General features: G+C 72.7%; 26 protein-coding genes and 2 tRNA genes. 20 read left to right on the forward strand and 8 right to left on the reverse strand.

Translation table 11 applies throughout. From position 1 onward, the window contains the following. Window positions 1–14 precede the first annotated feature (14 nt). On the reverse strand, window positions 15–533 hold the full coding sequence (locus ACFYT4_RS20165) for a DsbA family protein (RefSeq protein WP_389270378.1): 519 nt from the start codon (window positions 531–533) through the stop codon (window positions 15–17). Window positions 534–740: 207 nt separating this feature from the next. Here ACFYT4_RS20165 and ACFYT4_RS20170 point away from each other — a divergent pair, with 207 nt between their 5' ends. Then, entirely contained in the window at window positions 741–1,193 is a 453-nt protein-coding gene (locus tag ACFYT4_RS20170; RefSeq protein ID WP_389270381.1) for a hypothetical protein, read from the forward strand. 89 nt (window positions 1,194–1,282) lie between these two features. Then, window positions 1,283–1,450 (forward strand): hypothetical protein, encoded by a 168-nt coding sequence (locus tag ACFYT4_RS20175; protein WP_389270524.1) that lies wholly within the window; start codon window positions 1,283–1,285, stop codon window positions 1,448–1,450. A 93-nt stretch (window positions 1,451–1,543) separates the two neighbouring features. On the opposite strand, the gene ACFYT4_RS20180 is transcribed toward ACFYT4_RS20175, so the two are convergent. Both ACFYT4_RS20180 and ACFYT4_RS20185 read right to left on the reverse strand, forming a co-directional pair. Further along, window positions 1,544–2,101 carry a CGNR zinc finger domain-containing protein gene (locus ACFYT4_RS20180; protein WP_389270384.1) on the reverse strand — a complete coding sequence of 186 codons (558 nt, stop codon included), beginning with the start codon at window positions 2,099–2,101 and terminating at the stop codon, window positions 1,544–1,546. Window positions 2,102–2,289: 188 nt separating this feature from the next. After that, window positions 2,290–2,703, reverse strand: a complete 414-nt coding sequence (locus tag ACFYT4_RS20185) for an SsgA family sporulation/cell division regulator (RefSeq protein ID WP_003959770.1) — start codon at window positions 2,701–2,703, stop codon at window positions 2,290–2,292. Between the two features lie 289 nt (window positions 2,704–2,992). Here ACFYT4_RS20185 and ACFYT4_RS20190 point away from each other — a divergent pair, with 289 nt between their 5' ends. Both ACFYT4_RS20190 and ACFYT4_RS20195 read left to right on the forward strand, forming a co-directional pair. Continuing rightward, window positions 2,993–3,442, forward strand: a complete 450-nt coding sequence (locus tag ACFYT4_RS20190) for a TIGR02611 family protein (RefSeq protein WP_389270513.1) — start codon at window positions 2,993–2,995, stop codon at window positions 3,440–3,442. A 56-nt stretch (window positions 3,443–3,498) separates the two neighbouring features. Then, window positions 3,499–3,570: transfer RNA gene (locus ACFYT4_RS20195), tRNA-Val, on the forward strand. A gap of 98 nt (window positions 3,571–3,668) precedes the next feature. On the opposite strand, the gene ACFYT4_RS20200 is transcribed toward ACFYT4_RS20195, so the two are convergent. Beyond that, window positions 3,669–6,344, reverse strand: a complete 2,676-nt coding sequence (locus ACFYT4_RS20200; protein WP_389270387.1) for an SCO7613 C-terminal domain-containing membrane protein — start codon at window positions 6,342–6,344, stop codon at window positions 3,669–3,671. Between the two features lie 102 nt (window positions 6,345–6,446). Here ACFYT4_RS20200 and ACFYT4_RS20205 point away from each other — a divergent pair, with 102 nt between their 5' ends. Further along, window positions 6,447–6,911, forward strand: coding sequence for an SRPBCC family protein (locus ACFYT4_RS20205; protein ID WP_389270390.1), 465 nt, complete (start codon window positions 6,447–6,449; stop codon window positions 6,909–6,911). Window positions 6,912–6,950: 39 nt separating this feature from the next. Continuing rightward, window positions 6,951–7,022: transfer RNA gene (locus tag ACFYT4_RS20210), tRNA-Val, on the forward strand. A 110-nt stretch (window positions 7,023–7,132) separates the two neighbouring features. On the opposite strand, the gene ACFYT4_RS20215 is transcribed toward ACFYT4_RS20210, so the two are convergent. Then, a complete protein-coding gene (locus tag ACFYT4_RS20215) occupies window positions 7,133–7,858 on the reverse strand; it encodes a 3'-5' exonuclease (RefSeq protein ID WP_389270393.1) in 726 nt (241 codons plus the stop codon). 299 nt (window positions 7,859–8,157) lie between these two features. Between ACFYT4_RS20215 and ACFYT4_RS20220 the strand changes: the two genes are divergently transcribed. The 3 genes from ACFYT4_RS20220 (at window position 8,158) to thrS (ending at window position 12,147) form a co-directional block, all read left to right on the forward strand. Continuing rightward, a complete protein-coding gene (locus ACFYT4_RS20220) occupies window positions 8,158–8,754 on the forward strand; it encodes a DUF4365 domain-containing protein (protein ID WP_389270396.1) in 597 nt (198 codons plus the stop codon). Then, window positions 8,754–10,013, forward strand: a complete 1,260-nt coding sequence (locus tag ACFYT4_RS20225) for a hypothetical protein (protein ID WP_389270399.1) — start codon at window positions 8,754–8,756, stop codon at window positions 10,011–10,013. The genes ACFYT4_RS20220 and ACFYT4_RS20225 overlap by 1 nt, the downstream gene beginning before the upstream one ends. Before the next feature lie 157 nt (window positions 10,014–10,170). Next, the gene (thrS, locus tag ACFYT4_RS20230; RefSeq protein WP_389270402.1) at window positions 10,171–12,147 is read left to right on the forward strand and encodes a threonine--tRNA ligase; all 1,977 of its coding nucleotides are present in this window, start codon (window positions 10,171–10,173) and stop codon (window positions 12,145–12,147) included. A gap of 23 nt (window positions 12,148–12,170) precedes the next feature. On the opposite strand, the gene ACFYT4_RS20235 is transcribed toward thrS, so the two are convergent. Next, window positions 12,171–12,851 carry a potassium channel family protein gene (locus ACFYT4_RS20235; RefSeq protein WP_389270405.1) on the reverse strand — a complete coding sequence of 227 codons (681 nt, stop codon included), beginning with the start codon at window positions 12,849–12,851 and terminating at the stop codon, window positions 12,171–12,173. 66 nt (window positions 12,852–12,917) lie between these two features. Between ACFYT4_RS20235 and ACFYT4_RS20240 the strand changes: the two genes are divergently transcribed. After that, complete coding sequence (locus ACFYT4_RS20240; RefSeq protein ID WP_389270408.1) at window positions 12,918–13,475, forward strand: HIT family protein; 558 nt, start codon at window positions 12,918–12,920, stop codon at window positions 13,473–13,475. Window positions 13,476–13,702: 227 nt separating this feature from the next. Here ACFYT4_RS20240 and ACFYT4_RS20245 read toward each other — a convergent pair whose 3' ends face one another. Further along, the gene (locus ACFYT4_RS20245; RefSeq protein WP_389270411.1) at window positions 13,703–15,367 is read right to left on the reverse strand and encodes a hypothetical protein; all 1,665 of its coding nucleotides are present in this window, start codon (window positions 15,365–15,367) and stop codon (window positions 13,703–13,705) included. Window positions 15,368–15,568: 201 nt separating this feature from the next. Then, window positions 15,569–17,785, reverse strand: a complete 2,217-nt coding sequence (locus ACFYT4_RS20250; RefSeq protein ID WP_389270414.1) for an elongation factor G-like protein EF-G2 — start codon at window positions 17,783–17,785, stop codon at window positions 15,569–15,571. Between the two features lie 298 nt (window positions 17,786–18,083). Here ACFYT4_RS20250 and pgsA point away from each other — a divergent pair, with 298 nt between their 5' ends. From pgsA to ruvB, 10 genes are all read left to right on the forward strand, one after another. Next, window positions 18,084–18,752, forward strand: a complete 669-nt coding sequence (gene pgsA / locus ACFYT4_RS20255) for a phosphatidylinositol phosphate synthase (RefSeq protein ID WP_389270515.1) — start codon at window positions 18,084–18,086, stop codon at window positions 18,750–18,752. A 32-nt stretch (window positions 18,753–18,784) separates the two neighbouring features. Beyond that, window positions 18,785–19,741 carry a phosphatidylinositol mannoside acyltransferase gene (locus ACFYT4_RS20260; RefSeq protein WP_389270417.1) on the forward strand — a complete coding sequence of 319 codons (957 nt, stop codon included), beginning with the start codon at window positions 18,785–18,787 and terminating at the stop codon, window positions 19,739–19,741. Then, the gene (locus ACFYT4_RS20265; protein ID WP_389270420.1) at window positions 19,738–20,913 is read left to right on the forward strand and encodes a glycosyltransferase family 4 protein; all 1,176 of its coding nucleotides are present in this window, start codon (window positions 19,738–19,740) and stop codon (window positions 20,911–20,913) included. Before ACFYT4_RS20260 ends, ACFYT4_RS20265 begins: the two co-directional genes overlap by 4 nt. Window positions 20,914–21,031: 118 nt before the next feature. Next, window positions 21,032–21,577 (forward strand): hypothetical protein, encoded by a 546-nt coding sequence (locus tag ACFYT4_RS20270; RefSeq protein WP_389270423.1) that lies wholly within the window; start codon window positions 21,032–21,034, stop codon window positions 21,575–21,577. A gap of 121 nt (window positions 21,578–21,698) precedes the next feature. Continuing rightward, complete coding sequence (gene pdxS / locus ACFYT4_RS20275) at window positions 21,699–22,622, forward strand: pyridoxal 5'-phosphate synthase lyase subunit PdxS (RefSeq protein WP_389270426.1); 924 nt, start codon at window positions 21,699–21,701, stop codon at window positions 22,620–22,622. Next, complete coding sequence (gene pdxT / locus ACFYT4_RS20280; RefSeq protein WP_389270429.1) at window positions 22,622–23,212, forward strand: pyridoxal 5'-phosphate synthase glutaminase subunit PdxT; 591 nt, start codon at window positions 22,622–22,624, stop codon at window positions 23,210–23,212. The genes pdxS and pdxT overlap by 1 nt, the downstream gene beginning before the upstream one ends. 63 nt (window positions 23,213–23,275) lie before the next feature. After that, window positions 23,276–24,028 carry a YebC/PmpR family DNA-binding transcriptional regulator gene (locus tag ACFYT4_RS20285; RefSeq protein WP_389270432.1) on the forward strand — a complete coding sequence of 251 codons (753 nt, stop codon included), beginning with the start codon at window positions 23,276–23,278 and terminating at the stop codon, window positions 24,026–24,028. 160 nt (window positions 24,029–24,188) lie between these two features. Further along, window positions 24,189–24,887, forward strand: a complete 699-nt coding sequence (gene ruvC / locus ACFYT4_RS20290) for a crossover junction endodeoxyribonuclease RuvC (protein WP_389270434.1) — start codon at window positions 24,189–24,191, stop codon at window positions 24,885–24,887. Then, window positions 24,884–25,507, forward strand: a complete 624-nt coding sequence (ruvA, locus tag ACFYT4_RS20295; protein ID WP_389270437.1) for a Holliday junction branch migration protein RuvA — start codon at window positions 24,884–24,886, stop codon at window positions 25,505–25,507. The genes ruvC and ruvA overlap by 4 nt, the downstream gene beginning before the upstream one ends. 336 nt (window positions 25,508–25,843) lie before the next feature. Beyond that, a complete protein-coding gene (ruvB, locus tag ACFYT4_RS20300) occupies window positions 25,844–26,932 on the forward strand; it encodes a Holliday junction branch migration DNA helicase RuvB (RefSeq protein ID WP_389270440.1) in 1,089 nt (362 codons plus the stop codon).

The raw sequence follows: 26,932 nt of genomic DNA on the forward strand, positions 1-26,932 counted from the left end.
CCGCGGGACCGGCTCTACTCCGCCAGCAGCCGGTCGGCGATCTCCTCGATACGGGCCCGCAGGCCCTCCTGGCTCCTGCCGCCGTCGAGGCGCTCACCGCCGATCACATACGTCGGGGTGCCGGTGACGCCGATCGCCTTGCCCTCGGCGTGATCCGCGTCGACGGCCAGGATGTGCCGGCCGTCGATCAGGGCGGTCTCGAACTCGTCGGCGTCCAGGCCCAGTTCACTCGCCACCGCCAGCAGGACCTTCTCGCCGCCGCGGTTGAGCTCCCCGACCCGCCCGAGGACGGCCTCCGTGTACGGCCGGCCCCGGCCCTGCTCGGCGGCCTCCTCCACGGCCTGGGCCGCGGCGAAGGCGTACTTGTGCTTGTCCAGGGGGAAGTGCCGCAGCCGGATCTCCAGGCGGTCGCCGTAGTGCTCGCGCAGGGCCCGCAGATCACCGAGGGCGGTGTGGCAGTCGGGGCACTGGAGGTCGCACCAGACGTCCAGGACGACGGGGGCGGCGGGCCGGGCAGGGGTGGAGTCGCTCATGGGGCCAGTCTCCCAGCCTCCGGCCGCGCGGGGGCGGCCGGGACGGATCACGAGGGCCGTCGCCGACCGGGACCTGGGGATGAGGGCGCCCCCGAGATCTCCCGGAGATCTCCGGGAGGCCGTACACCACCGTGGCCCCCACCCCCTCCTCCGGTGCAGGATGGAAGGGACGTAAGCGCTCATGCCCGCCGAAGCCTGGAGGACCGGATGATTGCCGAGACCATTTGCTCCGCGGTGTCCGCGGCGGGCCTGGGCATCGCCGCGATCACGGCGTACCGCCGGCGATTCCTCGCCGCCACCCGGATCGCCGCCTACTCGCTGGTCCCGATCGGCCTGGTCCTCACCGGCGCCGTCGAATGGGCCGTCGACACCGCGTTCAGCCCGACCGCGTGGGTCGGCTTCGGGCTGCTGGGCGGCTCGTGGCTGCTGTTCATGACCACCCGCGCCGTCGAGCGGCGCTCGGGCATCACCAGCCGCAAGGACCGCAAGGCGGCAAAGACGGCACAGCGCGACGCCGTGGCCCCCGCGGCCTCCGCGCCCTCGCTCGGCGGGAGCGGCCGGGCGGCGGCCCGGCCCGCCGAGCGCCCCAAGGCGTCCGGCAGCGGCGCGGGCGACGACTTCAGCGACATCGAGGCGATCCTCAAGAAGCACGGCATTTGACCTTCTCAGCAGGTGAGACGGGGCCGTGATGACGGGAACTCCCGCTGCCGCCACGTGTGTTGGACGATCATCGGGGCCCGCTCTGCGCCATGATCACTCCCGAGATGCTCGATACCTCCCGGGGCGAGACCCCTGCACCGACGAAGGAGCCGCGAGGGTGCCTCTTCGCGCTCTCCCAGCCGCCTTTGATGATCTTCCTGACGGTGATCGGCATGCTGCTGCTGATGGCCGCCGTCCACGATCTGTTCCTGTTGTGACGGGCGCTGTCCCCGCGGTCAGGGGTGCCGTCCCCGTGGTGGCGTGCGGCGCGGGACGGCCCGGACGCGTCCGGCCGTGCGCCCCGGCCGGACTCAGCCCGCCGCCTCCTTGCGGCGTGCGCGGTACGCCGCCACATGGAGCCGGTTGCCGCACGTACGGCTGTCGCAGTAGCGGCGGGAGCGGTTGCGCGAGAGATCGACGAAGGCCCGGCCGCAGCCCGGCGCCTCACAGCGCCGCAGCCGCTCCTGCTCGCCCGCGACGACGATGAAGGCGAGTGCCATCCCGCCGTCGGCCGCGAGATGGTCGCCCACCGAGGCGCCCGGCGCGAAGTAGTGCACATGCCAGTCGTAGCCGTCGTGGTCGGTCAGCTGAGGGGTGGTGCCCGCCGAGGCCACCAGCTCGTTCAGCAACTCCGCCGCGACCCTGGTCTCGGTCGCCGCGAAGATCTCCGAGAAGCGGGTGCGCACACCCTGGACGGCCCGCAGATCCCGGGTGCCCAGCCGGCCCACGTCGCTGATCCGGTGCGTGCCGACGAATTCGTTCAGCGCGGCGACATCCGCCAGCCCGTCGGCCCGATCGTGCTCCGGTGACGTGTTCACCAGGTCGACGACCATGTCGAGGGCGAATTTGGTGTCGTGGGGGATCAGCACGATGCACTCCATGGACCGCTGCGGGCCGGTGCCCGCCGAATTGCGCTGACTCTAGCGGCTCGCCGTGACACGGATCGGCGCCGTCACCGCGTGAATAGGCGGTGACGGCGCCGATGTCCTCCGTATGCGATTGTCCGCGCGGCGCCGTCTCCCCGAGTCGGACGGCGCCGTGCAGCTCTCTGCCTGGCTCAGCTTTCGGCCAGGATGTGCGAGAGTTCCGTGTCGAGATCGAAGTGACGGTGCTCGGTGCCGGGTGGCACGGCCGCGTCGGTCCTCTTCAGGAACGACTCCAGGGCCCGCGCCGGGGCCTCGAGCAGGGCTTCGCCCTCCGGGGAGCTCAGCGCGATGCAGACGACGCCCTGGCCGTGGCTGCGGGACGGCCAGACTCTGACGTCGCCCGTGCCGGTGGGCCGGTGCAGCCCCTCGGCGAGAAGGTCGCGGGCGAAGACCCACTCGACCGTCTCTTCGGCTCCGGTGTGGAAGGTGGCGTGCACGGCATAGGGATCGGCCGTGTCATACCGCAGGCCCGCGGGTACAGGCAGTGAAGACTCGCTCGATACAACGAGGCGCAGGTGCAGCTCGCAGCTGACCGTGGTGTTCATAAGCGCCAGGGCCTTTCGCTCAGTGTGCGCTCGGGGATTCGCACGTCGGCGAAATCGACATGCCACCTACGGTGCCGTTGTAAACCCCTCTGACCGTTTTGTGATCCTTCATGTCGCTCGTACGGCGGTGCATTACTTTGTGTTATACCGCCATTCCGGTGACGTGCTTCCATCCGGTAGGTTTGACGCCATGAATGCGGAGAGTGAGCGGGGGGAGGCCCTCGCGGCGACGGCCTCCGCCCCCGCGCCGGGGGCGACCACGACGGGGGACGCGACGGCAGGGGACATCATGACGGGGGAGCAGCGGTCGGGCGCCGAAGGGCGGGCGGCCGACGGCGGCGGGGACGACGCGTCCGGGGCGCCGGAGAAGCCGCTCGGATCGCGGGCGCCCCACTTCATCAAGCGCTCCAAGCCGCTGCACCTGAGCTGGCAGGTCGGGGTCTTCCTCGTCGGTCTCGCGGTGGTCGGCGCGGGTGTCGCGATGCTGGTGCTGCCGGGCCCCGGCTGGTTCGTGATCTTCGGCGGCATGGCGATCTGGGCGACCGAGTTCGTCTGGGCGCAGCTCGTGCTGCGCTGGACCAAGCGCAAGGTCACCGAGGCGGCCCAGCGAGCACTCGACCCCCGGGTACGGCGGCGGAACATCATCCTCACCACCACGGGCGTGGTGATCTGCGCGGTGCTGGCCGCGGTCTACCTCTGGAAGTTCGGTCTCACCATGCCCTGGAAGATCGAGCAGTAGCCGATAACGGGTCGGGAGCCCCCGCTGACATGCGGTAATGTTCGCGATGCGTTCCCGGGCGATTAGCTCAGCGGGAGAGCGCTTCGTTCACACCGAAGAGGTCACTGGTTCGATCCCAGTATCGCCCACGGAATAACCGGCGGGCCGGTTCGCTCATCAGGCGAATCGGCCCGCCTTTCCCGTGCCCCGGTGTTCCGTGCGGCCGGGCGGAACAGCGCATACGGCATCAGCGCATACGGCCCACGCTCTCGCGGAGCCTGCGCGCGTCCCTCAGCCGCTGCTCGTAGGTCGCTCCCACGCCCAGGAGCAGCAGTCCGGCCAGCGCCGGCGGCAGCCAGCGGGGGAGCGCCCCCACGACCTGGACCACGTACGGCGCCAGTTCGTGCAGCGCGTCGAGTGCCAGCACGGCGCCGCCGAGGACCAGCAGCGCCTGGAGCCGCAGCCGGGCGCCGGCGAGTGTCACCGCGAGCGCGGCCAGCCCCAGCAGCAGCGGGCGCAGCCAGTGGGCGTCGCCCCAGGCCGCGTGGAGGCTCGGGACGAGGGTCGCGGCGAGACCGGGGCCGTACGCCGTCCACGACGGGACCTCCGCGTCGCGGCGGCGGCGCAGCACGCCGACGGCCAGGGCGAGCACGGTCACCGGCAGCGTGTACGCCTCCGGGGCCGTCACCCCCGAAGCGGCGAGCCGCACCCAGGTCGCCGCCAGGAACAGGCCCGCCGCGGCGTACCCGGCCCCCGGGCGCCGCTCCGGACGGATCGCCGTACCCGCCGCGATCACCCCGCCCAGCGCGAGCACGAGGGCGAGGGTCGGCCGGTGCTCGACGGCGAACGGAACGGCCGACAGGCCCACGACGGCCGCCGTGCCCTCCAGCGGCACCGCCAGCGGGCTCCGCCCCAGCCGGGCGGCGACCACGGCCACCACCGCGGGCACGACGAGCAGCACCGGGCCCATCCGGTGCGACTCCAGCCCGGCCGCGCCGCAGACGGCGATCACCAGCCAGGTCCCGAAGACGACGGCCGCGCAGGCGGTGACGCCCCGGACCGCGTTCCCGGCGCGGGAGACGACCGCCACGGCTGTCAGCGCCGCGACCAGGGTCGCGAGCACGGTGAACGTCGCCGGGCGCGTCCCCAGCGACAGGAGCCCGAGGCTCACGGCCCCCGTGAGCGCACAGCCCAGGGCGGCACCCGCCGCGGCCGGGGCGTGCGGGGCTGCCCACCCGGGGCGCGTGATCAGCGCGAGGGTCCCCAGGGTGAGCAGCAGGTGGAACACCACGGAGGCGGTGTAGCCGAACCCGGCGGCGATCGGGAGCACGGTCAGCGCGGCCCATCCGAGGCCGAAGGCCACGGCACCGGCGGCGTTCCGCCCGGCCGCCGCCGACAGGCGCGCGGGACGGCTCACGGGCGGGGCCCAGGTGCCCCAGCCGCCCACGGGCCCGCCTCCCGGAGCGGAAGGCTCCGCGCGGCCGGCCGCCGGGGCACCCGGGACCTCCGCCCCGGAAGCCCCGGAGTCCGGCGCGGGGGAGACAGGGCGGTCCTTGTCCGGCGCGGGGGCTCCCGAGACGCCGGCGGCCGGCGCGGGCGCCGCCGGGGCGCCGTCCCGCGCGGCCGACGCCGGAGAAGCACCGTCCGCCGCCCGGCGCGCGTACAGCGCCAGGACGGCCGCCACCGTCAGCAGCACCACAGGAGCCGGGGCCAGTGGCCCACCGGGGAGACCCAGCGCCTCGCGGGCGCCGCGCGGCGGTCCCGACCAGATCTCCGGAAGGACGGTCAGCGGGCCCGCGAGGGTGAGCACGAGGGCCGGCAGCGCCCACACGGCCGCCAGGACCTGGACCGAGGCCGACGCCACAGCCAGACCCCGCGGCACCCGGCGCGGCAGCGTCTTCCGTACGGAAGGGGACCGGACGGCCAGGAGAAGGGCGAGGGCGCACAGCAGATACGCCGGGCCCGCCCAGCCGCCCGGAAGCACCTCACGGACCACCCCGCCGACCCCCGCGACCAGCGAGAGGCCCGCCACCACCGAGGCGACCGGGGCGGCCGACGGCGCGCGCCAGGCCGCGAACAGGGCCACACCGGCGGCCACCACGAGCAGCACCGCAGGCCGCAGGGTGCCGGACGGCGCCTCCGCCACCGCGGACTGGAGCAGACCGAGCAGCAGCGCTCCGGAGCCCGCCACCGAGGCACCCGCCGCGGCGATCGTCCGTACACCGGCGTGCCCCGCCCGCACCGCGACCGCGACGTCGAACGCCGCCGTCGCCAGCAGCGCCCACTCCAGCGGAATCGAGTCGGCCCTTCCCGTGGCCGCCCACAGGACCAGTGGCAGCTGCGCCGCCGTCATCGCCACCGGCAGCGGAAGCCGCAGCCCGCCCAGCAGGGTTCCGTAGCCCGCCCACAGCGCCGCCAGCACCGCCGAGGCCCATGCCGCGTACGCGGCATCGTCCGTCCCGGGCAGCGCCACCCGGTGCAGCGCGTACGCGTCCAGCACCGTCAGCACCAGACCGAGCGCCGCCACCGCCTCAGCCGTGGAGGAGAGCCGCCGCCGCAGCAGCGCGACCGGTGCCGCGAGCGCGGCCACCGTCACCGTGCCGAGGACGGCACTGCGTCCGCTGATCCCCATGGCACCCCAGCTGACCAGCGTGAACGCGATCGCCGCAATCGCCAGCAGCACCCCGCCGAGGACGAGGAGCACATTCTGCACGCTCGGCGAAGACGCCTCGGGGGGCCGCCGGGCCCCGGGCGGCGCCGTGGGCGCCGCGGCGCCCACGGAGACCCCGGCGGGCGGATGCAGCACGGAGAGCAGCCAGGCCCGGCGCGCCAGCAACTGGCTGCGGCGCGCGTCCAGTCGGCCCAGTTCGCGGTCGAGGATCACCAGTTCCTCGGCGGGCGGCAGCGGCGGCACATTCGTCATGCCGGGAGTGTGGCGCCGGCCACACCCCCCGGCATGGGCGCGGATACTCAGTTCGCGTGTGAGTACCCGCCCCCTCGCCCCCGCGGCGCGCAGACTTGGGTCATGGACTGGTACCGCTACCGCTTCCACACCGTCTGGGATCTGACCGCCCGTCCCGACGCCGTCTACGAGGTCCTCGCAGACGCCGAGGACTACCCCTCCTGGTGGCCGCAGGTCCGCTCGGTCATCGCCCACGGCGAGGACAGCGGGGCGGTGCGCTTCCGCTCCTTCCTCCCGTACGAGCTGCGGGTCACCGCCCACGCGGTACGGCGCGACCCCGAGGCACGCGTCCTCGAAATCGGCATGGAGGGCGACCTGGAGGGCTGGGCCCGCTGGACCGTCGGCGCCCGCGGCTTCGGCACCCGGGCCGTCTACGACCAGGAGGTCGAGGTCCGCAGACCCCTCATGCGGCGACTGGCCCTGCCCTGCCGTCCCGTCTTCCGCGCCAACCACGCGGCCATGATGCGCGCCGGGCTGCGCGGTATCGACGCCCGTCTGCGGGACGGGAAGGAGCGGAAGGAGATTTGAAGGCGGGCCGTCCCAACCTGTATGGTTCAGTCCGTTCCCGGGCGATTAGCTCAGTGGGAGAGCGCTTCGTTCACACCGAAGAGGTCACTGGTTCGAACCCAGTATCGCCCACCGGGAAAGGCCGGTCCGTCGTCGACGGACCGGCCTTCTTCTTGCCGCGGCCCGCTCCCCGCGCAGCCGTCACGGCCCTGTGCCCGCGGAGTCCGTACCGGCGGTACGCGTCAGGCCGCGGCGGGCAGTTCGGGCCGCAGCGGCCACGCCGGATCCACCACCTCCGGCGTACCGCTGCGCGCGAACCACGCCTGGAGCCCCCGTGCCTGCGAGGCGTGCCAGACCGCCTGGAGCGTGTGCAGCTCCGCCGCCGACAGCCGCTCCATCCGGGAGGCGAACCGTCGGCCCACCGCCCGGGTCACCTCCAGCGCGGCCATCGCGTCCGCCGCGGCGTCATGCGCGCCGTCCAGCTCCACCTCGTACTGCAGGCACAGATCCGACAGCGTGCGGCGGCCCTTGCGGTAACGGTCCAGTTGTTTGTCCAGCACCCGCGGATCCAGCACGCACAGCGGCACGTTCTCCAGATAGCGCGACAGGGAGGCCGTGCGGTGCCGCCGCAGCTCCCGGTCGAGGAGCGTCAGATCGAACGGCGCGTTCATCACCACCAGGGGGCGCGCCGCGGCGCACTGCTCGGCCAGTGCCCGCGCTATCTCCTCCATCACCGGAGCGGGCCAGCGGCCGTTGCGCTGCACATGGTCGTCGGTCAGACCGTGCACCTCGGTCGCCGCGGGCGGCACCGGAACCCCGGGATTGACCAGCCAGCGCGTGATCCGGGGCCGCCCGTCCACACCGTCCTGGACCACCAGCGCGGCCGAGACGATGCGGTCCCGCTCGACATCGACTCCCGTGGTCTCCGTGTCAAATGCGGCCATTGGGCCGTCGTACCAGCGCATCATCCCCGAACTCCTCGCACCCACACGGCAGATGGCGAGATCCCCCTGCCCGAACCGGTGATACCCGGGCCGTTTGCGCCGTACGCCGACCGGTGACAACACAGATGACGGGCAGCGCATCTGACAGCCCGTCCGGAACATCCACACCGTCCGACGCCACCCCGTAACCGCCGTGCCGCGCCGCACCCGCGCCCGGGCCCGGGCCCGCCGCGCACTCGGTCACGGGTACGGCACCCGCGCCGGGACCGGCACATGAACCGGGACCGGCACCGGACGGCACCGCCCGGAAGGCCCGAAGAGCCATGGCGCTCCCGCACCCCGCCCCCGAAGCCGAGAGCCCCGGGGGAGGGCTGCTGTCCCCGAGACCGCCCCCACCACCGCGGGGCGCGCTCGCCACCACCGCCTGCATGGAAACGCTCCAGGTGGGCTATCTCCACGCGGTGGCCGCCGCGGCCGGCTGCTCGCTCTCCCAGCCGTTCCCCGACAACGGCATCGACTGGCACATCAGCCACAGCTCGGCCGCCCACGCCGTCGACGACGAAGTCACCATCAAGGTGCAGCTCAAGTGCACCTACCAGATCCCGCCGCGCACCGGGGGCCCGGGCTTCTCCCGGTTCTCGTTCACGCTGGACAACGACCATCTGGTGAAGCTGGCCCGCACACCGGTGTCCGTGCACAAGATCCTCGTCGTGATGCTCGTCCCCCGGAGCCGGGACGACTGGCTGCGCGCCGGGCACGACCGGCTCGATCTGCGGCACTGCTGCTACTGGACCAATCTGGCGGGCCACCCGGTGACCGGACGGAACAGGACCACCGTGCGGATCCCCACCTCACGGATCTTCGACGACCGGGCCCTCTGCGAGATCATGGCGAGGGTCGGGGCTGGAGGGAGACCCTGATGCACCGGCCCTACGACGCGTACGGCGACCGCGACGCGTACGGCGACCGCGATGCCTACGACGACACCGGCCCGCCGGGCCCCGCCCCGGCCGGCTGCCACGGCACCGGCCCCGACCCCGCCCGGATCGACCCCGCCGTCCTCGGCGCGCTCCTCGCCCGGCACGGCTGGCGCCGGCGCGGCGGCACGGCCGGCCGCTACGCCCGCTGGACCCCGCCCGGAGCCACCGGGGGCGGCACGAGCCTGCTCGTCCCCGAGAGCAGGGCCTTCCCCGACTGCGAGGACCTCCTCGGCGAGGCCCTGCTCGCCCTCGCCCGCAGCGCCGCGCCCTCCGCCCGCGAGGTGCTCGTCGGGCTCACCGTCCCCAGCGACGAGATCCGCTGGTGGCGCGATGTCCCGCCGGGGCCCGCGGGGGCGGCCTCCTGGGCCCAGCAGGAGCATCTGCGCACCGCCGCCCGCCAGCTCCTCCTGGCGGGCGCCCTCGCGGCGCGCGGGCGGGCCCGGTACCACGGAGCACGCCATCGCCGGTCCGCCCGGGCGGCCCTCGAAGGAGTCCTCGTCCCGCCCGTGCCCGGTGGCCGCGCCCTCACCGCGTTCGTCCCCGTGGACAGCGGCCGGCCCGCCGTGGTCCGGATCCACCAGGCACTTCAGGCGGCCCGCGAGGCCACCGACTACCAGCGGGCGACGGGCGGCATGGCGGCCTTCGACGCCGCCGTGGAACTGGGGGTGAGCCGGGAGCTGACCGAGGCCGTCATCGCCCTCGTACGCGGCTCGGAGGGCGCGCGAGTCGCCCTGGAGTGGTCACCGGCCGCGGGCGTGCCCGAAGGCTGCGCGGCCCGGGGCGAACCGGTGGAGTTCACCCCCGGCGATCTGCCCGCCCTGCGCGCGGCGAGCGCGCGCTACCTCCGGGACGAGCCCTCGGTGCCCGTGCTGATCACGGGCACGGTCGTGCGGATGCGCCGCGCCGGGCCGCGCGGCCCCGGAACGGTACGGCTGAGGGTGCTGGCGGGGGCGGAGGTGCCGCACGTCCGGATGGCGCTGGAGGAGGACGCGTACCGCACCGCGGGCCACGCCCACCTGGTGGGACTGCCGGTCCGGGTCGCCGGACGGCTGGAGAGCCGCGGCGGCTTCCGCCGGCTCAGCGACGCGACGGACCTGGTGCCCGTGCCGGTGGACGAGGCCGAGCGCGACCGGCTCCTGAAATCGCTCCAGGAGGGTCTCGGTCACCTGGAGGACGTCTGCGGCTCCCCGGACGACTGAGGGCGCCGTCGCGGCGGCGAGGCCGGAGCGGGCCGCCACCGCGGCGGAACGGGGGCGGGCGCCCAGGCGGACCGTTTCGCGGGCGGACCGCTCGGCTCGGTACGATTCAGGCGCGCGCAGTGTCCGCTGGCGCATCCCCATCCGTCAGGAGAGACCGGTGTCAGACGTCCGTGTGATCATCCAACGCGATTCCGAGCGGGAAGAGCGCGTGGTGACGACGGGCACGACGGCCGCGGACCTCTTCGCGGGCGAGCGCACCGTCGTCGCGGCGCGCGTCGCCGGGGAGCTCAAGGACCTCGCGTACGAGATCGCGGACGGCGAGGAGGTCGAACCCGTCGAGATCTCCTCCGCGGACGGTCTGAACATCCTTCGGCACTCCGCCGCGCACGTGATGGCGCAGGCCGTGCAGGACCTTTTCCCCGAGGCCAAGCTCGGCATCGGCCCGCCGGTCAAGGACGGCTTCTACTACGACTTCGACGTCGAGAAGCCGTTCACGCCCGAGGACCTCAAGGCCATCGAGAAGCGGATGCAGGAGATCCAGAAGCGCGGCCAGCGCTTCTCCCGCCGCGTGGTGACCGACGAGTCCGCCCGCGCGGAGCTGGCGGACGAGCCGTACAAGCTGGAGCTGATCGGGCTGAAGGGCTCCGCCTCCAGCGACGACGGCGCGGATGTCGAGGTCGGCGCGGGCGAGCTGACGATCTACGACAACCTGGACGCGAAGACCGGCGAGCTGTGCTGGAAGGACCTGTGCCGGGGCCCGCACCTGCCCACCACCCGGAACATCCCGGCGTTCAAGCTGATGCGGAACGCCGCCGCGTACTGGCGCGGCAGCGAGAAGAACCCGATGCTCCAGCGCATCTACGGCACCGCCTGGCCGTCCAAGGACGAGCTGAAGGCACACCTCGACTTCCTGGCCGAGGCCGAGAAGCGCGACCATCGCCGGCTCGGCACCGAACTCGACCTCTTCTCCGTCCCGGACGAGATCGGCTCCGGCCTCGCCGTCTTCCATCCGCGCGGCGGCATCGTGCGCCGGGTCATGGAGGACTACTCCCGCAAGCGCCACGAGGAGGAGGGGTACGAGTTCGTCTACACCCCGCACGCCACCAAGGGCGCCCTCTTCGAGAAGAGCGGCCACCTGGACTGGTACGCGGAGGGCATGTACCCCCCCATGCAGCTCGACGGTGGTACGGACTACTACCTCAAGCCCATGAACTGCCCCATGCACAACCTGATCTTCGACGCGCGCGGGCGCTCCTACCGCGAGCTGCCGCTGCGGCTGTTCGAGTTCGGGACCGTGTACCGGTACGAGAAGTCGGGCGTCGTCCACGGACTGACCCGGGCCCGCGGCTTCACCCAGGACGACGCGCACATCTACTGCACCCGTGAGCAGATGGCGGAGGAGCTGGACCGCACGCTCACCTTCGTGCTGAACCTGCTGCGGGACTACGGTCTGACCGACTTCTACCTGGAGCTGTCGACCAAGGACCCGGAGAAGTACGTCGGCGACGACCAGTCGTGGGAGGAGGCCACCCAGGTGCTCCAGGAGGTGGCCGAGAAGCAGGGCCTCCCGCTGACCCCCGACCCGGGCGGCGCGGCCTTCTACGGCCCGAAGATCTCCGTGCAGGCGCGGGACGCCATCGGCCGGACCTGGCAGATGTCCACCGTCCAGCTCGACTTCAACCTGCCCGAGCGCTTCAACCTGGAGTACACGGCCCCGGACGGCTCGCGCCGGCGGCCCGTCATGATCCACCGGGCCCTGTTCGGCTCCATCGAGCGCTTCTTCGCGGTGCTGCTGGAGCACTACGCGGGCGCGATGCCGCCGTGGCTGGCCCCGGTGCAGGCGGTCGGCATCCCGGTCGGAGACGCGCACGTCGACTACCTCCGGGCCTTCGCCGACGACGCGAGGAAGAAGGGTCTGCGGGTGGAGGTCGACGGGTCGTCGGACCGGATGCAGAAGAAGATCAGGACCCATCAGAAGCTGAAGGTCCCGTTCATGATCATCGTCGGTGACGAGGACATGAACGCGGGCACGGTCTCCTTCCGCTACCGGGACGGCTCGCAGGAGAACGGCATCCCGCGCGAGCAGGCGCTCGCCAAGCTGGAGCAGGTCGTGACGGACCGCGTCCAGGTCTGAGACCCGGCGCCCGGGACCGGGCGCTAGCGACCGCCGGCAGCCCCTGGGGAGTCCCTCGGGGGCTGCCTGTCCTGCTCCAGGGTGAACGTCTGGATCAGCCACGACGAGAACGAACCCGTCACCGCTCCCAGCAGCGCCAGCCCCCCGGCCATCATGAAGGCGGCCACCGCCCGCCCCAGCGGCGTCACCGGGGTCACATCCCCGTATCCGACGGTCGTCAGGGTCGAGCAGGCCCACCAGACCGAGTCCCCGAAGGTCGTGATCGTCGCCCCGGGGGCCGCGCGCTCCGCCGCGTAGACGGTGAGGGCGCCCGCGAAGCCGAGCAGCACCGACGACAGGCCCGCGTAGGCGATGACCCGGGCGTGCAGGGAGAGCCGGGGCTGGGCGCGGCGGTGCTGCACGGACTCATAGAGATGCACGAAGCGCAGCGGGCGCAGCAGCGGCAGGACGACGACGATCGCGTCCATGAGGTGTCTGCGGACGAAGGCGAGACCCTGACCGCTGAGCCGCCAGCGCACCGCGTAGTCGACGACGAAGAGTGCCCAGGTCGCGTAGGTGACGGCCAGCAGGGCGTTGCGCCAGCCCTGGGGAAGGTCCTCGTCGAGGACGCGGACGGCGTAGCAGCCGAGAAAGAGCGCGGAGGCCAGGAACAGCGGGACTTCCGTACGCTGACGCCACTGCCAGAGCCTGCTCTCGTCGTTCATCGGTACAGCATCGCGGGGACGGCTTCGGGCGGCCCCCGGCGACACGCTGCGCGGGGCCGACGCCATATGCTGCACAGCATGACCAGTGAGCCGGAACAGCAGATCGGGGTGGGGTCGCCGGACGCGTTCCAGCGCTTGTGGACGCCGCACCGGATGGCGTACATCCAGGGGGAGAACAAGCCGAGCGGTCCCGAGGCGGGGGACGGCTGTCCCTTCTGCTCGATTCCGTCGAAGTCGGACGAGGACGGGCTGGTCATCGCACGGGGCTCGGCCGTGTACGCGGTGCTGAACCTCTATCCGTACAACGGCGGGCATCTGATGGTGGTGCCGTTCCGTCATGTCGCCGACTACACCGAGCTGGACGCCGCCGAGACGGCGGAGCTGGCCGAGTTCACCAAGCGCGCGATGACCGCCCTGCGCGAGGCGTCCGGCGCCCACGGGTTCAACATCGGGATGAACCAGGGCATGGCCGCGGGGGCGGGGATCGCCGCCCATCTGCACCAGCACATCGTGCCGCGGTGGGGCGGGGACACCAACTTCATGCCGGTCGTCGGGCACACGAAGGTGCTGCCGCAGCTGCTCGCGGACACGCGCGCGATGCTCGCGGACGTCTGGCCGCGCTGACCAGCGGCGGGCGCCGCGCGGCCGACCCGCGCGCCGCCGGGAGCCCCCGTCGGCCCGCGGCACGGACGGCGGGCACGGGACGCCGGTCGGCTCGCGCGCCGTAGGGGCCGGGCCTCGCGGGACGGCCGGGCCCGCATCCGCGCCCCGTGGTCCCGCCGGCACCCGGCGCTGCACCGCACCGGGCGCACGGGCAGACCCTCGGTGCCGGACCCGGCCTCACGGGCGCCTCAGGCGTCGTACACATCCGCCTTCCGCGGTGCCGGGTCCTGGACGATGCCGCTGACGACCATGGACCGGTTGCCGAACCGCTCGGTGTCGACGCCGTTCTCCTCCAGCACCCGCATCGCCGCCGCGTGCGCCACCCGCAGCACGGGCGTGGCCGCCCGCATCGCGTCGTCGGCCATGAACCGGTGCCGCCAGGGCTGCTCCGCCCAGGCGTGCCGCAGCCCGAAGGGCTCCGGCAGCACCAGCTTGCCGCCGAGGAAGTCCAGGATCGGCGGGTACCAGGTGAAGGGCGCGCGCACCGCCAGGCGTACGACCTCGGGGGCCTCCACCAGCGGCAGTGCCACGTCCTTGGTCTCCCAGAAGCGGACGGTCTTGCTCACCGTCTTGGTCTTCGGGGTGGACTTGGTCGTGAACAGGCCGTGGACCGGGCCCAGCGCGTGTCCGGTGACCTCGATCCGGAGGGTCTCGTGGAGCACGGTCACGGTGATCATCATCGTGATGACCAGCTGACCGTCCCACAAGGTGAACTGAACGCCCAGATAGTGGCGGTTGCCGCCGCCGAACTGCTGGTGGTTGCAGATCCGCTGTATCTCGTGGCCCTTGATCTGGAATGCCTCGACGTCCTGGCCCTCGGGCCGCGAGACGGCCCCGGCGCCCTCGCCGACGGGGGAGACGATCCAGTGCTTGACCGAAGGGGTGGGGAAACCGCCGGAGTTGAGCGGGCCACGCTCCAGCAGCTTCAGCTTGTCGTGGATCGCGCGTATGACGTCCCAGCTGCGGAACTGGTTGATCTCCTTGCCCGGTTCCCTGGGAACCAGCTCCTCCGCCAGCTGCCAGCTGCCCCAGCGGGTGCCCATGCCGAGTATCCCCTTGGGGCCGGCGTAGAACACCGAGTTGGAGTGCTGCTCGGCGGTGAGCTTCTCCAGGCCCTGGCGCAGCTCCTCACGGGCCGTCTCATTGGGGTGTCCCGGCACCGCCTCGGGCACCTTGGCGCCGATGCCGCCGCCCGACAGGAGGCTGTCCCACCGGGCGCGCATGTCCTGGGCGGTGGACTCGCAGATCCGCTTCGCGAGCAGCCAGCCGACGACCGGGGCGACGATCATCCCGCGGATGTAGTACGCCCAGAAGCCGCTGAACGGCAGCCGGACCAGGAAGATCACCGCGAGCAGGCCGATGGCCGCCAGCAGGGCCGTGCCGAGCGCCCCGGCCCGCTTGTTCTGCGCCCCGGCGATGGTGCGGCGGAGCTGGAAGACCCCCATCCACAGCAGCAGTCCGGGCAGGAAGACCAGCCCGAACAGCGCCATCACGGCGGTCAGCTTCGCGTCCCGCCCCTTGCGGATCCGGGAGGCCGCCAGGCAGTGCTCGACCACCGTCTGCGGCTCGGTGCCGAAGGACTGGATCAGCGCGGCCCGCGCGCCGCCGAGCATCCGTACCTGCACGGCACGGGAGAACGCCTCGCCGAGATTGGGCTCGAAGAGCGAGAACCTGCCCTTCTTCACCTCGGACTTGTGCCATTCGTTGTTGGCCTTGAGGATCTCCGCGACCGGGCTGTCGCGGTACGCGGCCGAGGCGAGCGCATGCGTCGCCGCGGTCTGTCCCGCCGAGCCCTGGAGCGGGATCTGCGCCCCGGGAGTGAAGTCAAATCCGTCCGCCACTGCCGCCCCCATCGCCGCGCGTCGCATCCGCTGTGCGGCCTGTTCCCAACTGCCGCGCCCCGCACACCTGCTGAGCTGGGCACCTCAGCGTATCCGGGCCGTGCTCGCTTCGTCACGGGCGCGTGGGAATGCGCCCCCTGGGGGACGGCGGCGCGCCCCCGCCCTCCGGGGAGTGCGGGGGCGCGCGATGGTGGCGGGCGGAGTGCCGGGGCCCTACCGGCCGTTCCCGTTCAGGTCCCTGACCCGGTCGGCGACCTGGGGCGGCATGGGCTCATGACGGGCGTACGAGCGGCTGAACCGGCCCGTCCCGTGGGAGATGGAGCGCAGATCGACCGCGTACCGCCCGATCTCGATCTCGGGGACCTCGGCGCGCACCAGCGTGCGCGACCCGGGGGCCTGCTCGGTGCCGACGACCCGCCCGCGCCGCCCGGACAGATCGCTCATCACCGGGCCCACGTATTCGTCCGAAACCAGTACCTGCACTTCGGCCACGGGCTCCAGCAGATGGATACGGGTGTCCCCGGCCGCCTCCCGCAGGGCGAGCGCGCCCGCGGTCTGGAAGGCGGCGTCCGAGGAGTCCACCGAGTGCGCCTTGCCGTCCCGGAGGGTGACGCGCACATCGACGAGGGGGTACCCGGCGACGACTCCGCGTGCCGCCTGGGCGCGCACGCCCTTCTCCACGGAGGGGATGAACTGACGGGGCACGGCCCCGCCGACCACCTTGTCGACGAACTCGATGCCGGAGCCCGGGGGCAGCGGCTCGACCTCGATCTCGCAGATCGCGTACTGGCCGTGGCCGCCGGACTGCTTCACATGCCGCCCCCGCCCCGCCGAACTGTCGCCGAAGGTCTCGCGCAGCGCCACCTTGTGCGGTACGACGTCGACCTGGACGCCGTACCGGCTGCGCAGCCGCTCCAGGGCGACGTCCGCGTGGGCCTCGCCCAGGCACCACAGGACGACCTGGTGGGTGGCCCGGTTCTGCTCCAGCCGCATGGTCGGGTCCTCGGCGACCAGCCGGGAGAGCCCCTGGGAGAGCCTGTCCTCGTCGGCCTTGCTGTGGGCCTGGACGGCCAGCGGCAGCAGCGGGTCGGGCATCGGCCACGGCTCCATCAGCAGCGGGTCGTCCTTCGACGACAGGGTGTCCCCGGTCTCGGCGCGGGTCAGCTTGGCGACACACGCCAGATCCCCTGCGACGACCCGGCCGAGCGGACGCTGCTGCTTGCCGAAGGGGACGGAGAGCGCGCCGACCCGCTCGTCGGCCTCGTGGAGGTCCTGATCCTCGTGCCCCGGGTCGGCCAGGCCGTGTCCGGACACATGCACGGTCTCGTCGGGCCGCAGGGTGCCGGAGAAGACGCGTACGAGCGAGATACGGCCCACGTACGGGTCGGACGCGGTCTTGACGACCTCCGCCACCAGGGGGCCGTCGGGGTCGCAGCTGATCCTCGGGCGGGGCGCGCCCTGCGGGGTGGTGACCTGCGGGCACTCGGGCTCCAGCGGTGTGGGGAAGCCGCCGGTGATCAGCTCCAGCAGCTCCACCGTGCCGAGGCCCTGCCGGGCCCCGGGCGCCGCCGGGGCGGCGGCGAGGACGGGGTGGAAGGTGCCGCGGGCGACGGCCTTCTCCAGGTCGTCGACGAGCGTGGCGACGTCGATGTCGTCACCGGCGAGATAGCGGTCCATGAGGGTCTCGTCCTCGCTCTCGGCGATGATCCCCTCGATGAGCCGGTTGCGGGCTTCCCCGATGAGGGACGCCTGCCCGGGGTCGGGCGGGGCCTCCTTGCGCTCGCCGGAGGAGTAGTCGTAGATCTTCTGCGACAGCAGTCCGGCCAGGCCGGTCACCGGGGCGTGGCCGTCGGGCCCGGGGGTGCCGTACTGCGGGAGGTACAGCGGGAGTACGGCGTCGGGGTCGTCGCCGCCGAAGAGGGAGCCGCAGACCTCGGTCAGCTCCTCGTAGCCGGTCCGCGCGGTCTCCAGATGGGTGACCACGATCGCCCGGGGCATGCCGACCGCGGCGCACTCCTCCCAGACCGCGCGGGTGGCGCCCGCGACGGCGCCGGATTCCTGGGCCGCCGAGACGACGAAGAGGGCCGCGTCCGCCGCACGCAGACCGGCCCTCAGCTCCCCGACGAAGTCGGCGTACCCGGGGGTGTCGAGGAGATTGATCTTGTACCCGTCCCATTCGAGGGGGACCAGTGACAGCTGTACGGAGCGTTGCTGGCGGTGCTCGATCTCGTCGTAGTCCGAGATCGTGCCGCCGTCCTCGACGCGGCCCGCCCGGTTCACCGCTCCCGCGGTGAGGGCGAGGGCCTCGGTCAAGGTGGTCTTTCCCGATCCGCTGTGGCCGACCAGCACCACATTCCGTACGGATGAGGGCCGGTCGGCCGTTGTAGCCCTGCCGGCGGCTCCGGTGTGCGCGCTCGCCTTGTCGCCCATGATTCCTGCCTCCCGATCGATGACATCGACAGCACGGTGAGGAATGGGGCCACGGGCGCGGGGAACCGTGGGTACGGCCTCCGGACGGAGCCGGCGTGAAGCCGCGGGAGGGCGTCCCGGGGCAGCTCCGTCGATGCCCGCAGTCGTCTTTCGAGCTTTCCACTCCCGCCGTGGCGCGTCCATACGTCGCGCGCGACGCCCCCGCACGGGTGCCCGGCGGTGGAGTGCGCCGGTCGTGGCTACGATGGGCCAGCCGGTGGCCGACGGGTCACACGGCTCGCCGAACCTCGGGAAGGCCATGCTGAACAAGTACGCGCGTGCATTCTTCACGCGTGTCCTCACACCGTTCGCCGCGTTTCTGCTCCGCCGCGGAGTGAGCCCCGACGCGGTCACTCTCATCGGGACGGCGGGAGTGATGGCGGGAGCGCTGGTCTTCTTCCCCCGAGGGGAGTTCTTCTGGGGCACGATCGTCATCACGCTGTTCGTCTTCTCCGATCTCGTCGACGGCAACATGGCCCGCCAGGCGGGCATTTCGAGCCGCTGGGGCGCCTTCCTGGACTCCACGCTCGACCGGGTCGCCGACGGCGCGATCTTCGGCGGCTTCGCGCTCTGGTACGCGGGCCGGGGCGACGACAACGTGCTGTGCTCGGTCGCGATCTTCTGCCTGGCGAGCGGCCAGGTCGTCTCGTACACCAAGGCGCGGGGTGAGGCGATCGGCCTCCCGGTCGCCGTGAACGGACTCGTCGAGCGGGCCGAGCGGCTGGTGATCTCCCTGGTCGCGGCGGGACTGTCCGGTCTGCACGCGTTCGGGGTGCCCGGGATCGACGTCCTGCTGCCGATCGCGCTGTGGATCGTCGCGGTCGGCAGCGCGGTCACGCTGGGGCAGCGTGTGGTGACCGTACGCCGGGAGGCCGCCGAGGCGGACGCCGCGGACGGCGGGCACAAGAGCGGGGCCGAGGCGACGTGACGGGCTCGGGCGAGGGAACGTCACCGGCGGGCGTGAGCCCCCGGGACCGGCTGACCGACGCGCTGTACGGGCTGGGCTGGGCCGCGGTGAAGAAGCTGCCGGAACCGGTGGCCGCCCGGCTGGGCCGCACCGTCGCGGACATCGCGTGGAAGCGGCGCGGCACCGGAGTGCTGCGGCTGGAGTCCAATCTGGCGCGGGTGGTGCCCGACGCGTCGCCCGAGCGGCTCGCCGAGCTCTCGAAGGCCGGAATGCGCTCCTACATGCGGTACTGGATGGAGTCCTTCCGGCTTCCGTCCTGGACCGCCGGGCGGGTCCGCGAGAACGTGGTCATCCACGACATCCACCGTCTGACCGACGGCCTCGCCGCCGGCCGCGGCGTGATACTCGCGCTGCCGCACCTGGCCAACTGGGACCTCGCGGGTGTGTGGGTGACCCGGACGCTGAACACCCCGTTCACGACGGTCGCCGAGCGGCTGCGGCCGGAGTCCCTGTACGACCGGTTCGTCGCCTACCGCGAGAGCCTCGGCATGGAGGTCCTCCCGCACGCGGGCGGCTCCGCGTTCGGCACCCTCGCCCGGCGGCTGCGCGCGGGCGGGCTGGTGTGCCTGGTCGCCGACCGGGACCTGTCGGCCTCGGGCGTCGAGGTGACGTACTTCGGCGAGACGGCGAGGATGCCCGCCGGGCCCGCGCTGCTGGCCCAGCAGACCGGCGCGCTGCTGCTGCCGGTCACCCTCTGGTACGGCGATGCGCCCGTCATGCACGGCAGGGTGCATCCACCGGTCGAGGTGCCCGGAACAGGTACCCGGGCCGAGAAGACGTCCTCCATGACACAGGCCCTGGCGGACGCCTACGCCACGGGAATCGCCGAGCACCCGGAGGACTGGCACATGCTGCAGCGGCTGTGGCTCGCCGATCTGGAACCACGGACGGACGGCGGGGAGTCCCGCGCGCCCGGCGTCGGACCCGGGGCGCGGGAGGGCCGGACATGAAGATCGGCATCGTCTGCCCGTACTCCTGGGACGTGCCCGGGGGCGTCCAGTTCCACATCCGGGACCTCGCCGAGCATCTGATCCGCCTCGGTCACCAGGTCTCCGTGCTCGCCCCCGCGGACGACGAGACCCCGCTGCCGCCGTACGTCGTCTCCGCGGGCCGGGCCGTGCCCGTGCCGTACAACGGCTCTGTCGCCCGGCTGAACTTCGGCTTCCTCTCGGCGGCGCGGGTGCGGCGCTGGCTCCACGACGGCACCTTCGACGTGATCCACATCCACGAGCCCACCTCGCCGTCGCTGGGCCTGCTGTGCTGCTGGGCCGCGCAGGGGCCGATCGTGGCGACCTTCCACACCTCCAACCCGCGCTCCCGCGCGATGATCGCCGCGTATCCGATCCTCCAGCCGGCGCTGGAGAAGATCAGCGCGCGCATCGCGGTGAGCGAGTACGCCCGCCGTACGCTCGTGGAGCACCTCGGCGGCGACGCGGTGGTCATCCCCAACGGTGTCGATGTCGGCTTCTTCGAGAAGGCCGAGCCCAAGGCGGAGTGGCAGGGCGGTCCCGACGGCCCCACCATCGGCTTCATCGGGCGCATCGACGAGCCGCGCAAGGGGCTGCCGGTCCTGATGAAGGCCCTCCCCGCGATCCTCGCGGAGCGTCCCGGCACCCGGCTGCTGGTCGCCGGGCGCGGCGACGAGGAGGAGGCCGTCGCCACACTGCCCCCCGACATGCGCTCCGGGGTCGAGTTCCTCGGCATGGTCACCGACGAGGACAAGGCGCGGCTGCTGCGCAGCGTCGACCTGTACATCGCGCCCAACACGGGCGGCGAGAGCTTCGGCATCATCCTCGTCGAGGCGATGTCCGCGGGCGCCCCGGTGCTCGCGAGCGATCTCGACGCGTTCGCCCAGGTCCTCGGCCAGGGGGAGGCGGGCGAACTGTTCAGCAACGAGAACGCCGACGCCCTGGCCGCGTCCGCGATCCGGCTCCTCGGCGATCCCGCGCGGCGCGGTGAGCTGCGGGAGCGGGGGAGCGCGCATGTGCGGCGCTTCGACTGGACCACGGTCGGGGCGGACATCCTCGCCGTCTACGAAACGGTGACCGACGGCACGTCGTCCGTCGCCGCGGACGAACGCCCGGGCCTCCGTACGCGCTTCGGGCTGGCCCGCCACCACTGACCCTCCCGGGCACCCTCGGCCCCGCGCCGGCGTGTGAGGCGCGGGGTTCGGGGCGGAGCCCCGACGGGGCCCGGCGCGGGCCGAAGCACCGGGGAGGCCACCGGTAACCTAGGCCGTCGTGACCGCAACCCTCATCTGGATCCTCGTCGGCCTGCTCGCCATCGGGCTCTACCTCAGCTGGACCGCGGGACGGCTCGACCGGCTGCACACCCGGATCGACGCCGCCCGCGCCGCCCTCGACGCGCAGTTGCTGCGACGCGCATCGGTCACCCAGGAACTGGCCACCTCGGGCGTACTCGACCCCGCCGCGTCGATCGTCCTGTACGAGGCGGCCCACGCCGCCCGCCAGGCGGAGGAGGAGCAGCGCGAGGTCGCGGAGAGCGAGCTGAGCGCCGCCCTGCGCGCGGTCTTCGAGGAGACCGCCCAGGTCGAGGCCGTCCGCGAGGTGCCCGGCGGCGAGGACGCCACGCTGGAACTGGCACAGGCGGTCCGCCGCGTGCCCATGGCCCGCCGGTTCCACAACGACGCCGTACGCGCCGCGAGAGCGCTCCGCAGGCACCGCAAGGTGCGCTGGTTCCGGCTGGCCGGCCACGCCCCGTTCCCGCTCGCGTTCGAGATGGACGACGAGCCCCCGACCGCCCTCGCCGACCGCCCTGTGACCTGAATCGCACCCGCCCCACCAGGCAAAACGATCCACCGCCTCCTCATTGGCCCTTGCAGTGGACTGATCGCGGGCTGTTCCATCGATCACGCATCACACCGTCGTCCCCGAGTGAGGTCCCTCCGTGTCCAGCACGCTCTCCACCACCCCGCAGTCCGCCGACACCCCCGCCACCGGCACCGCCCGCGTCAAGCGCGGCATGGCCGAGCAGCTCAAGGGGGGCGTCATCATGGACGTGGTCGACGCCGAACAGGCGAAGATCGCCGAGGACGCGGGCGCCGTCGCCGTCATGGCCCTGGAGCGGGTCCCCGCCGACATCCGCAAGGACGGCGGCGTGGCCAGGATGTCCGACCCGAACATGATCGAGGAGATCATCGACGCGGTCTCCATCCCCGTCATGGCCAAGTCCCGGATCGGGCACTTCGTCGAGGCCCAGGTGCTCCAGTCGCTCGGAGTCGACTACATCGACGAGTCCGAGGTGCTGACCCCGGCCGACGAGGTCAACCACTCCGACAAGTGGGCCTTCACCACCCCGTTCGTGTGCGGTGCCACCAACCTCGGTGAGGCCCTGCGCCGTATCGCCGAGGGCGCGGCCATGATCCGCTCCAAGGGTGAGGCCGGCACCGGCAACGTCGTGGAGGCCGTGCGCCACCTGCGCCAGATCAAGAACGAGATCGCCAGGCTGCGCGGCTACGACAACAACGAGCTGTACGCCGCCGCCAAGGAGCTGCGCGCCCCCTACGAGCTGGTCAAGGAGGTCTCCCAGCTGGGCAGGCTGCCCGTGGTCCTCTTCTCCGCCGGCGGTGTGGCCACCCCCGCCGACGCGGCGCTGATGCGCCAGCTCGGCGCCGAGGGCGTGTTCGTCGGCTCGGGCATCTTCAAGTCGGGCGACCCGGCCAAGCGCGCCGCCGCCATCGTGAAGGCCACCACCTTCTACGACGACCCCAAGATCATCGCGGATGCCTCCCGCAACCTCGGCGAGGCCATGGTCGGCATCAACTGCGACACCCTGCCGGAGTCCGAGCGCTACGCCAACCGGGGCTGGTAGTGAGCGGCCCTCTCATCGGCGTTCTCGCCCTCCAGGGGGACGTACGGGAGCATCTGGCCGCTCTGGCCGCGGCGGACGCCGCGGCCGGGCCGGTCAGACGGCCCGAGGAGCTGGCCCGGGTCGACGCTCTGGTCGTCCCCGGTGGCGAGTCCACCACGATGTCCAAGCTGGCGACGCTCTTCGGCATGCTGGAGCCCCTTCGTGAGCGCGTACGTGCGGGAATGCCCGTGTACGGCACCTGCGCCGGACTGATCCTGCTCGCCGACAAGATCCTCGACCCGAGGTCCGGCCAGGAGACCATCGGCGGCATCGACATGATCGTCCGCCGCAACGCCTTCGGACGGCAGAACGAGTCGTTCGAGGCGTCCGTCGCGATGGCGGGTGTCGACGGCGGGCCGGTCGACGGTGTCTTCATCCGGGCGCCCTGGGTGGAGTCCGTGGGCGCCACCGTCGAGGTCCTGGCGGAGTACGACGGCCATGTCGTCGCCGTACGGCAGGGCAACGCGCTGGCGACTTCCTTCCATCCGGAACTCACCGGGGACCACCGCGTTCACGGTCTCTTCGCGGAGATGGTGCGCGCTGCCGGGTGACCTGATCCCGGTAGGATCGCAGCCGAACGCAGCAGCAATGGGTTACGCGAAGGAGACAGGCAGATGTCCGGCCACTCTAAGTGGGCTACGACGAAGCACAAGAAGGCCGTGATCGATGCCAAGCGCGGAAAGCTCTTCGCGAAGCTGATCAAGAACATCGAGGTCGCGGCCCGCACGGGCGGTGCCGACGTCGACGGGAACCCGACCCTCTTCGACGCCATCCAGAAGGCGAAGAAGCAGTCGGTGCCCAACAAGAACATCGACTCCGCCGTCAAGCGCGGCGCGGGCCTGGAGGCCGGCGGCGCCGACTACGAGACGATCATGTATGAGGGCTACGGACCCAACGGCGTCGCCGTGCTCATCGAGTGCCTGACCGACAACCGCAACCGCGCCGCCTCCGACGTACGCGTGGCCATGACCCGCAACGGCGGCTCGATGGCCGACCCCGGTTCGGTCTCGTACCTCTTCAACCGCAAGGGTGTCGTCATCGTCCCCAAGGGCGAGCTGAGCGAGGACGACGTCCTCGGCGCGGTCCTGGACGCGGGCGCGGAGGAGGTCAACGACCTCGGTGAGTCCTTCGAGGTGCTCAGCGAGGCGACCGACCTGGTCGCGGTCCGTACCGCGCTCCAGTCCGAGGGCATCGACTACGACTCCGCCGAGGCCAACTTCGTCCCGACCATGCAGGTCGAGCTGGACGAGGAGGGCGCGCGCAAGATCTTCAAGCTGATCGACGCGCTGGAGGACAGCGACGACGTGCAGAACGTCTTCGCCAACTTCGACGTCTCCGACGAGATCATGGAGAAGGTCGACGCCTGACGCGGGCTCAGGAACCGTACGGGACCGAGGTCCCGCCCCGCCCGCCACCCCTCTTCATCGTGTGCCGCGCCCGTCTGCCGGGCCCGTCGGCCCCGCATGGCCCGCCATTGTCAGTGCGAGCGGATAGCCTGCACAAACGGATGAACGAAGGAGGGGTGGCGTGCGAGTGCTCGCGGTGGATCCGGGCCTGACCCGCTGTGGCGTCGGCGTGGTCGAGGGTGTCGCGGGCCGCCCCCTGACGATGCTGGGCGTCGGTGTCGTCCGCACCCCGCCGGACGCCGAGCTCGGCCTCCGCCTCGTCACCATCGAGCGGGACATCGAGATCTGGCTCGACGAACACCGTCCCGAACGGGTCGCGGTGGAGCGGGTGTTCAGCCAGCACAATGTGCGTACGGTGATGGGCACCGCGCAGGCCAGCGCGGTCGTCATGCTCTGCGCGTCCCGCCGTGGCATCCCCGTCGTCCTGCACACCCCGAGTGAGGTGAAGGCCGCGGTGACCGGCAGCGGCCGGGCCGACAAGGCGCAGGTCGGCGCGATGGTGACACGGCTGCTGAGACTCGACGCGCCGCCGAAGCCCGCGGACGCGGCGGACGCGCTGGCGCTCGCGATCTGCCACATCTGGCGCGCGCCCGCGCAGAACCGGCTCCAGCAGGCCGTCGCCCGGCACACCTCCTCGCGCCGGGACGCGCCCGCCGGGCCCGGCGCCTCCGCCCCGCCCACCGGGCTCCGGTCCGCCGGGCTGCCCGATACTCCGTCCCGGTCCGCCGACTCCGCTCCGCAGGACGCGTCCGTCCGTGCCGCGTCCGCCCGGACCGCCGACCCGACCGCCCGGCACACATCGAAAGGCCGTACCGCATGATCGCCTTTGTCAGCGGCCCGGTCGCCGCCCTCGCGCCCACGACCGCGGTGATCGAGGTCGGCGGCATCGGCATGGCCGTCCAGTGCACCCCGGACACCCTGTCCGGACTGCGCCTCGGCCAGGAGGCCAGGCTCGCGACCTCCCTCGTCGTCCGGGAGGACTCCCTCACCCTGTACGGCTTCGCCGACGACGACGAGCGCCAGGTCTTCGAACTGCTCCAGACCGCGAGCGGGGTGGGCCCCCGGCTGGCCCAGGCGATGCTCGCGGTGCACACCCCCGACGCCCTGCGGTCCGCCGTCGCGACCGGCGACGAGAAGGCGCTGACCGCCGTCCCCGGCATCGGCAAGAAGGGCGCGCAGAAACTCCTGCTGGAGCTGAAGGACCGCCTCGGCGTCCCCCTCGGCACCGGCGTCGGCCGCCAGGGCACCGGCACCGCCGCCCGGGGGCCCGTGCCCTGGCGCGACCAGCTCCACAGCGCCCTGATCGGACTCGGCTACGCCACCCGCGAGGCCGAGGAAGCGGTCGCCGCGGTCACGCCCCAGGCCGAGGCGTCGGACGGTGATCCCCAGGTGGGCCTGCTGCTGAAGTCGGCGCTCCAGACCCTGAACCGTACGAGATGAGGGGCCGGAGCCACGTTCGTCCGGGCGGAGCCCCGCCGCCGGGCGACCGGCCTTCCGGGGCCGGGGCCTCCACCGGGAGGGACGGCGCGCCGGTCCCCTACCGGCGGAACCCGGGCGAGCCGCCCCGGCCGACCCGCGTGGCGCCCCGGCCGGCCCCGCACCGGGCGGATCACCGGGTGGGCCGCGCCCAGCGGCCAGGCCCCCGACCCGTCCGGTAGCCCCGGCCCGGGGGACTCCCGCACTCCCGTTCCCGGCGGACGCGACCGGCGCCCCGCCACCCGACCCGTACCACCGAGCCCGCGGCCCCGCCGCCCGATCACATGAGGCACTCGCGCAGTGAACCGGTACGACAGCACCGCCGGCCCCGACGATCAGGACCCCGCCGTCGACGGGCGGCTCGTCGGCGCGTCCGCCGACGGGGAGGACCAGGCCGTCGAGGCGGCGCTGCGGCCCAAGTCGCTGGACGAGTTCGTTGGCCAGGAGCGGGTCCGCGAGCAGCTCGACCTCGTCCTGAAGGCCGCACTCGCCCGTGGCGCGACCGCCGACCACGTCCTGCTCTCCGGCGCGCCCGGACTCGGCAAGACCACCCTCTCCCTGATCATCGCCGCGGAGATGCAGGCCCCGATCCGCATCACCTCGGGCCCAGCCATCCAGCACGCGGGTGATCTCGCGGCGATCCTCTCCTCGCTCCAGGAGGGGGAGGTCCTCTTCCTGGACGAGATCCACCGCATGTCCCGGCCCGCCGAGGAGATGCTGTACATGGCGATGGAGGACTTCCGGGTCGACGTGATCGTCGGCAAGGGGCCGGGCGCCACCGCCATCCCGTTGGAGCTTCCCCCGTTCACCCTGGTGGGTGCCACGACCCGGGCCGGGCTGCTGCCGCCCCCGCTGCGCGACCGCTTCGGCTTCACCGCCCACATGGAGTTCTACGACCCCGCCGAGCTGGAGCGCGTCCTCCACCGCTCCGCCCAGCTGCTGGACGTGGAGATCGAGGCCGACGGCGCGGCCGAGATCGCCGGGCGCTCCCGGGGCACCCCCCGTATCGCCAACCGGCTGCTGCGCCGCGTCCGGGACTACGCCCAGGTCAAGGCGGACGGCCTGATCACCCTGGACGTGGCGGCGGCGGCCCTCGCCGTCTACGAGGTCGACTCCCGCGGCCTCGACCGGCTCGACCGCGCGGTGCTCCAGGCCCTGCTGAAGCTGTTCGGCGGCGGCCCGGTGGGCCTGTCGACCCTCGCGGTGGCCGTGGGGGAGGAGCGTGAGACCGTCGAGGAGGTCGCCGAGCCCTTCCTCGTACGGGAGGGACTGCTCGCGCGCACCCCCCGTGGCCGGATCGCCACCCCCGCCGCCTGGGCCCACCTCGGGCTCGTACCGCCCCAGCAGGCCCCGGGCGCAAGCGGACAACAGGGTCTGTTCGGGGCGTGA

Source organism: Streptomyces sp. NPDC004609 (genome assembly GCF_042873655.1).
GTDB lineage: Bacteria > Actinomycetota > Actinomycetes > Streptomycetales > Streptomycetaceae > Streptomyces.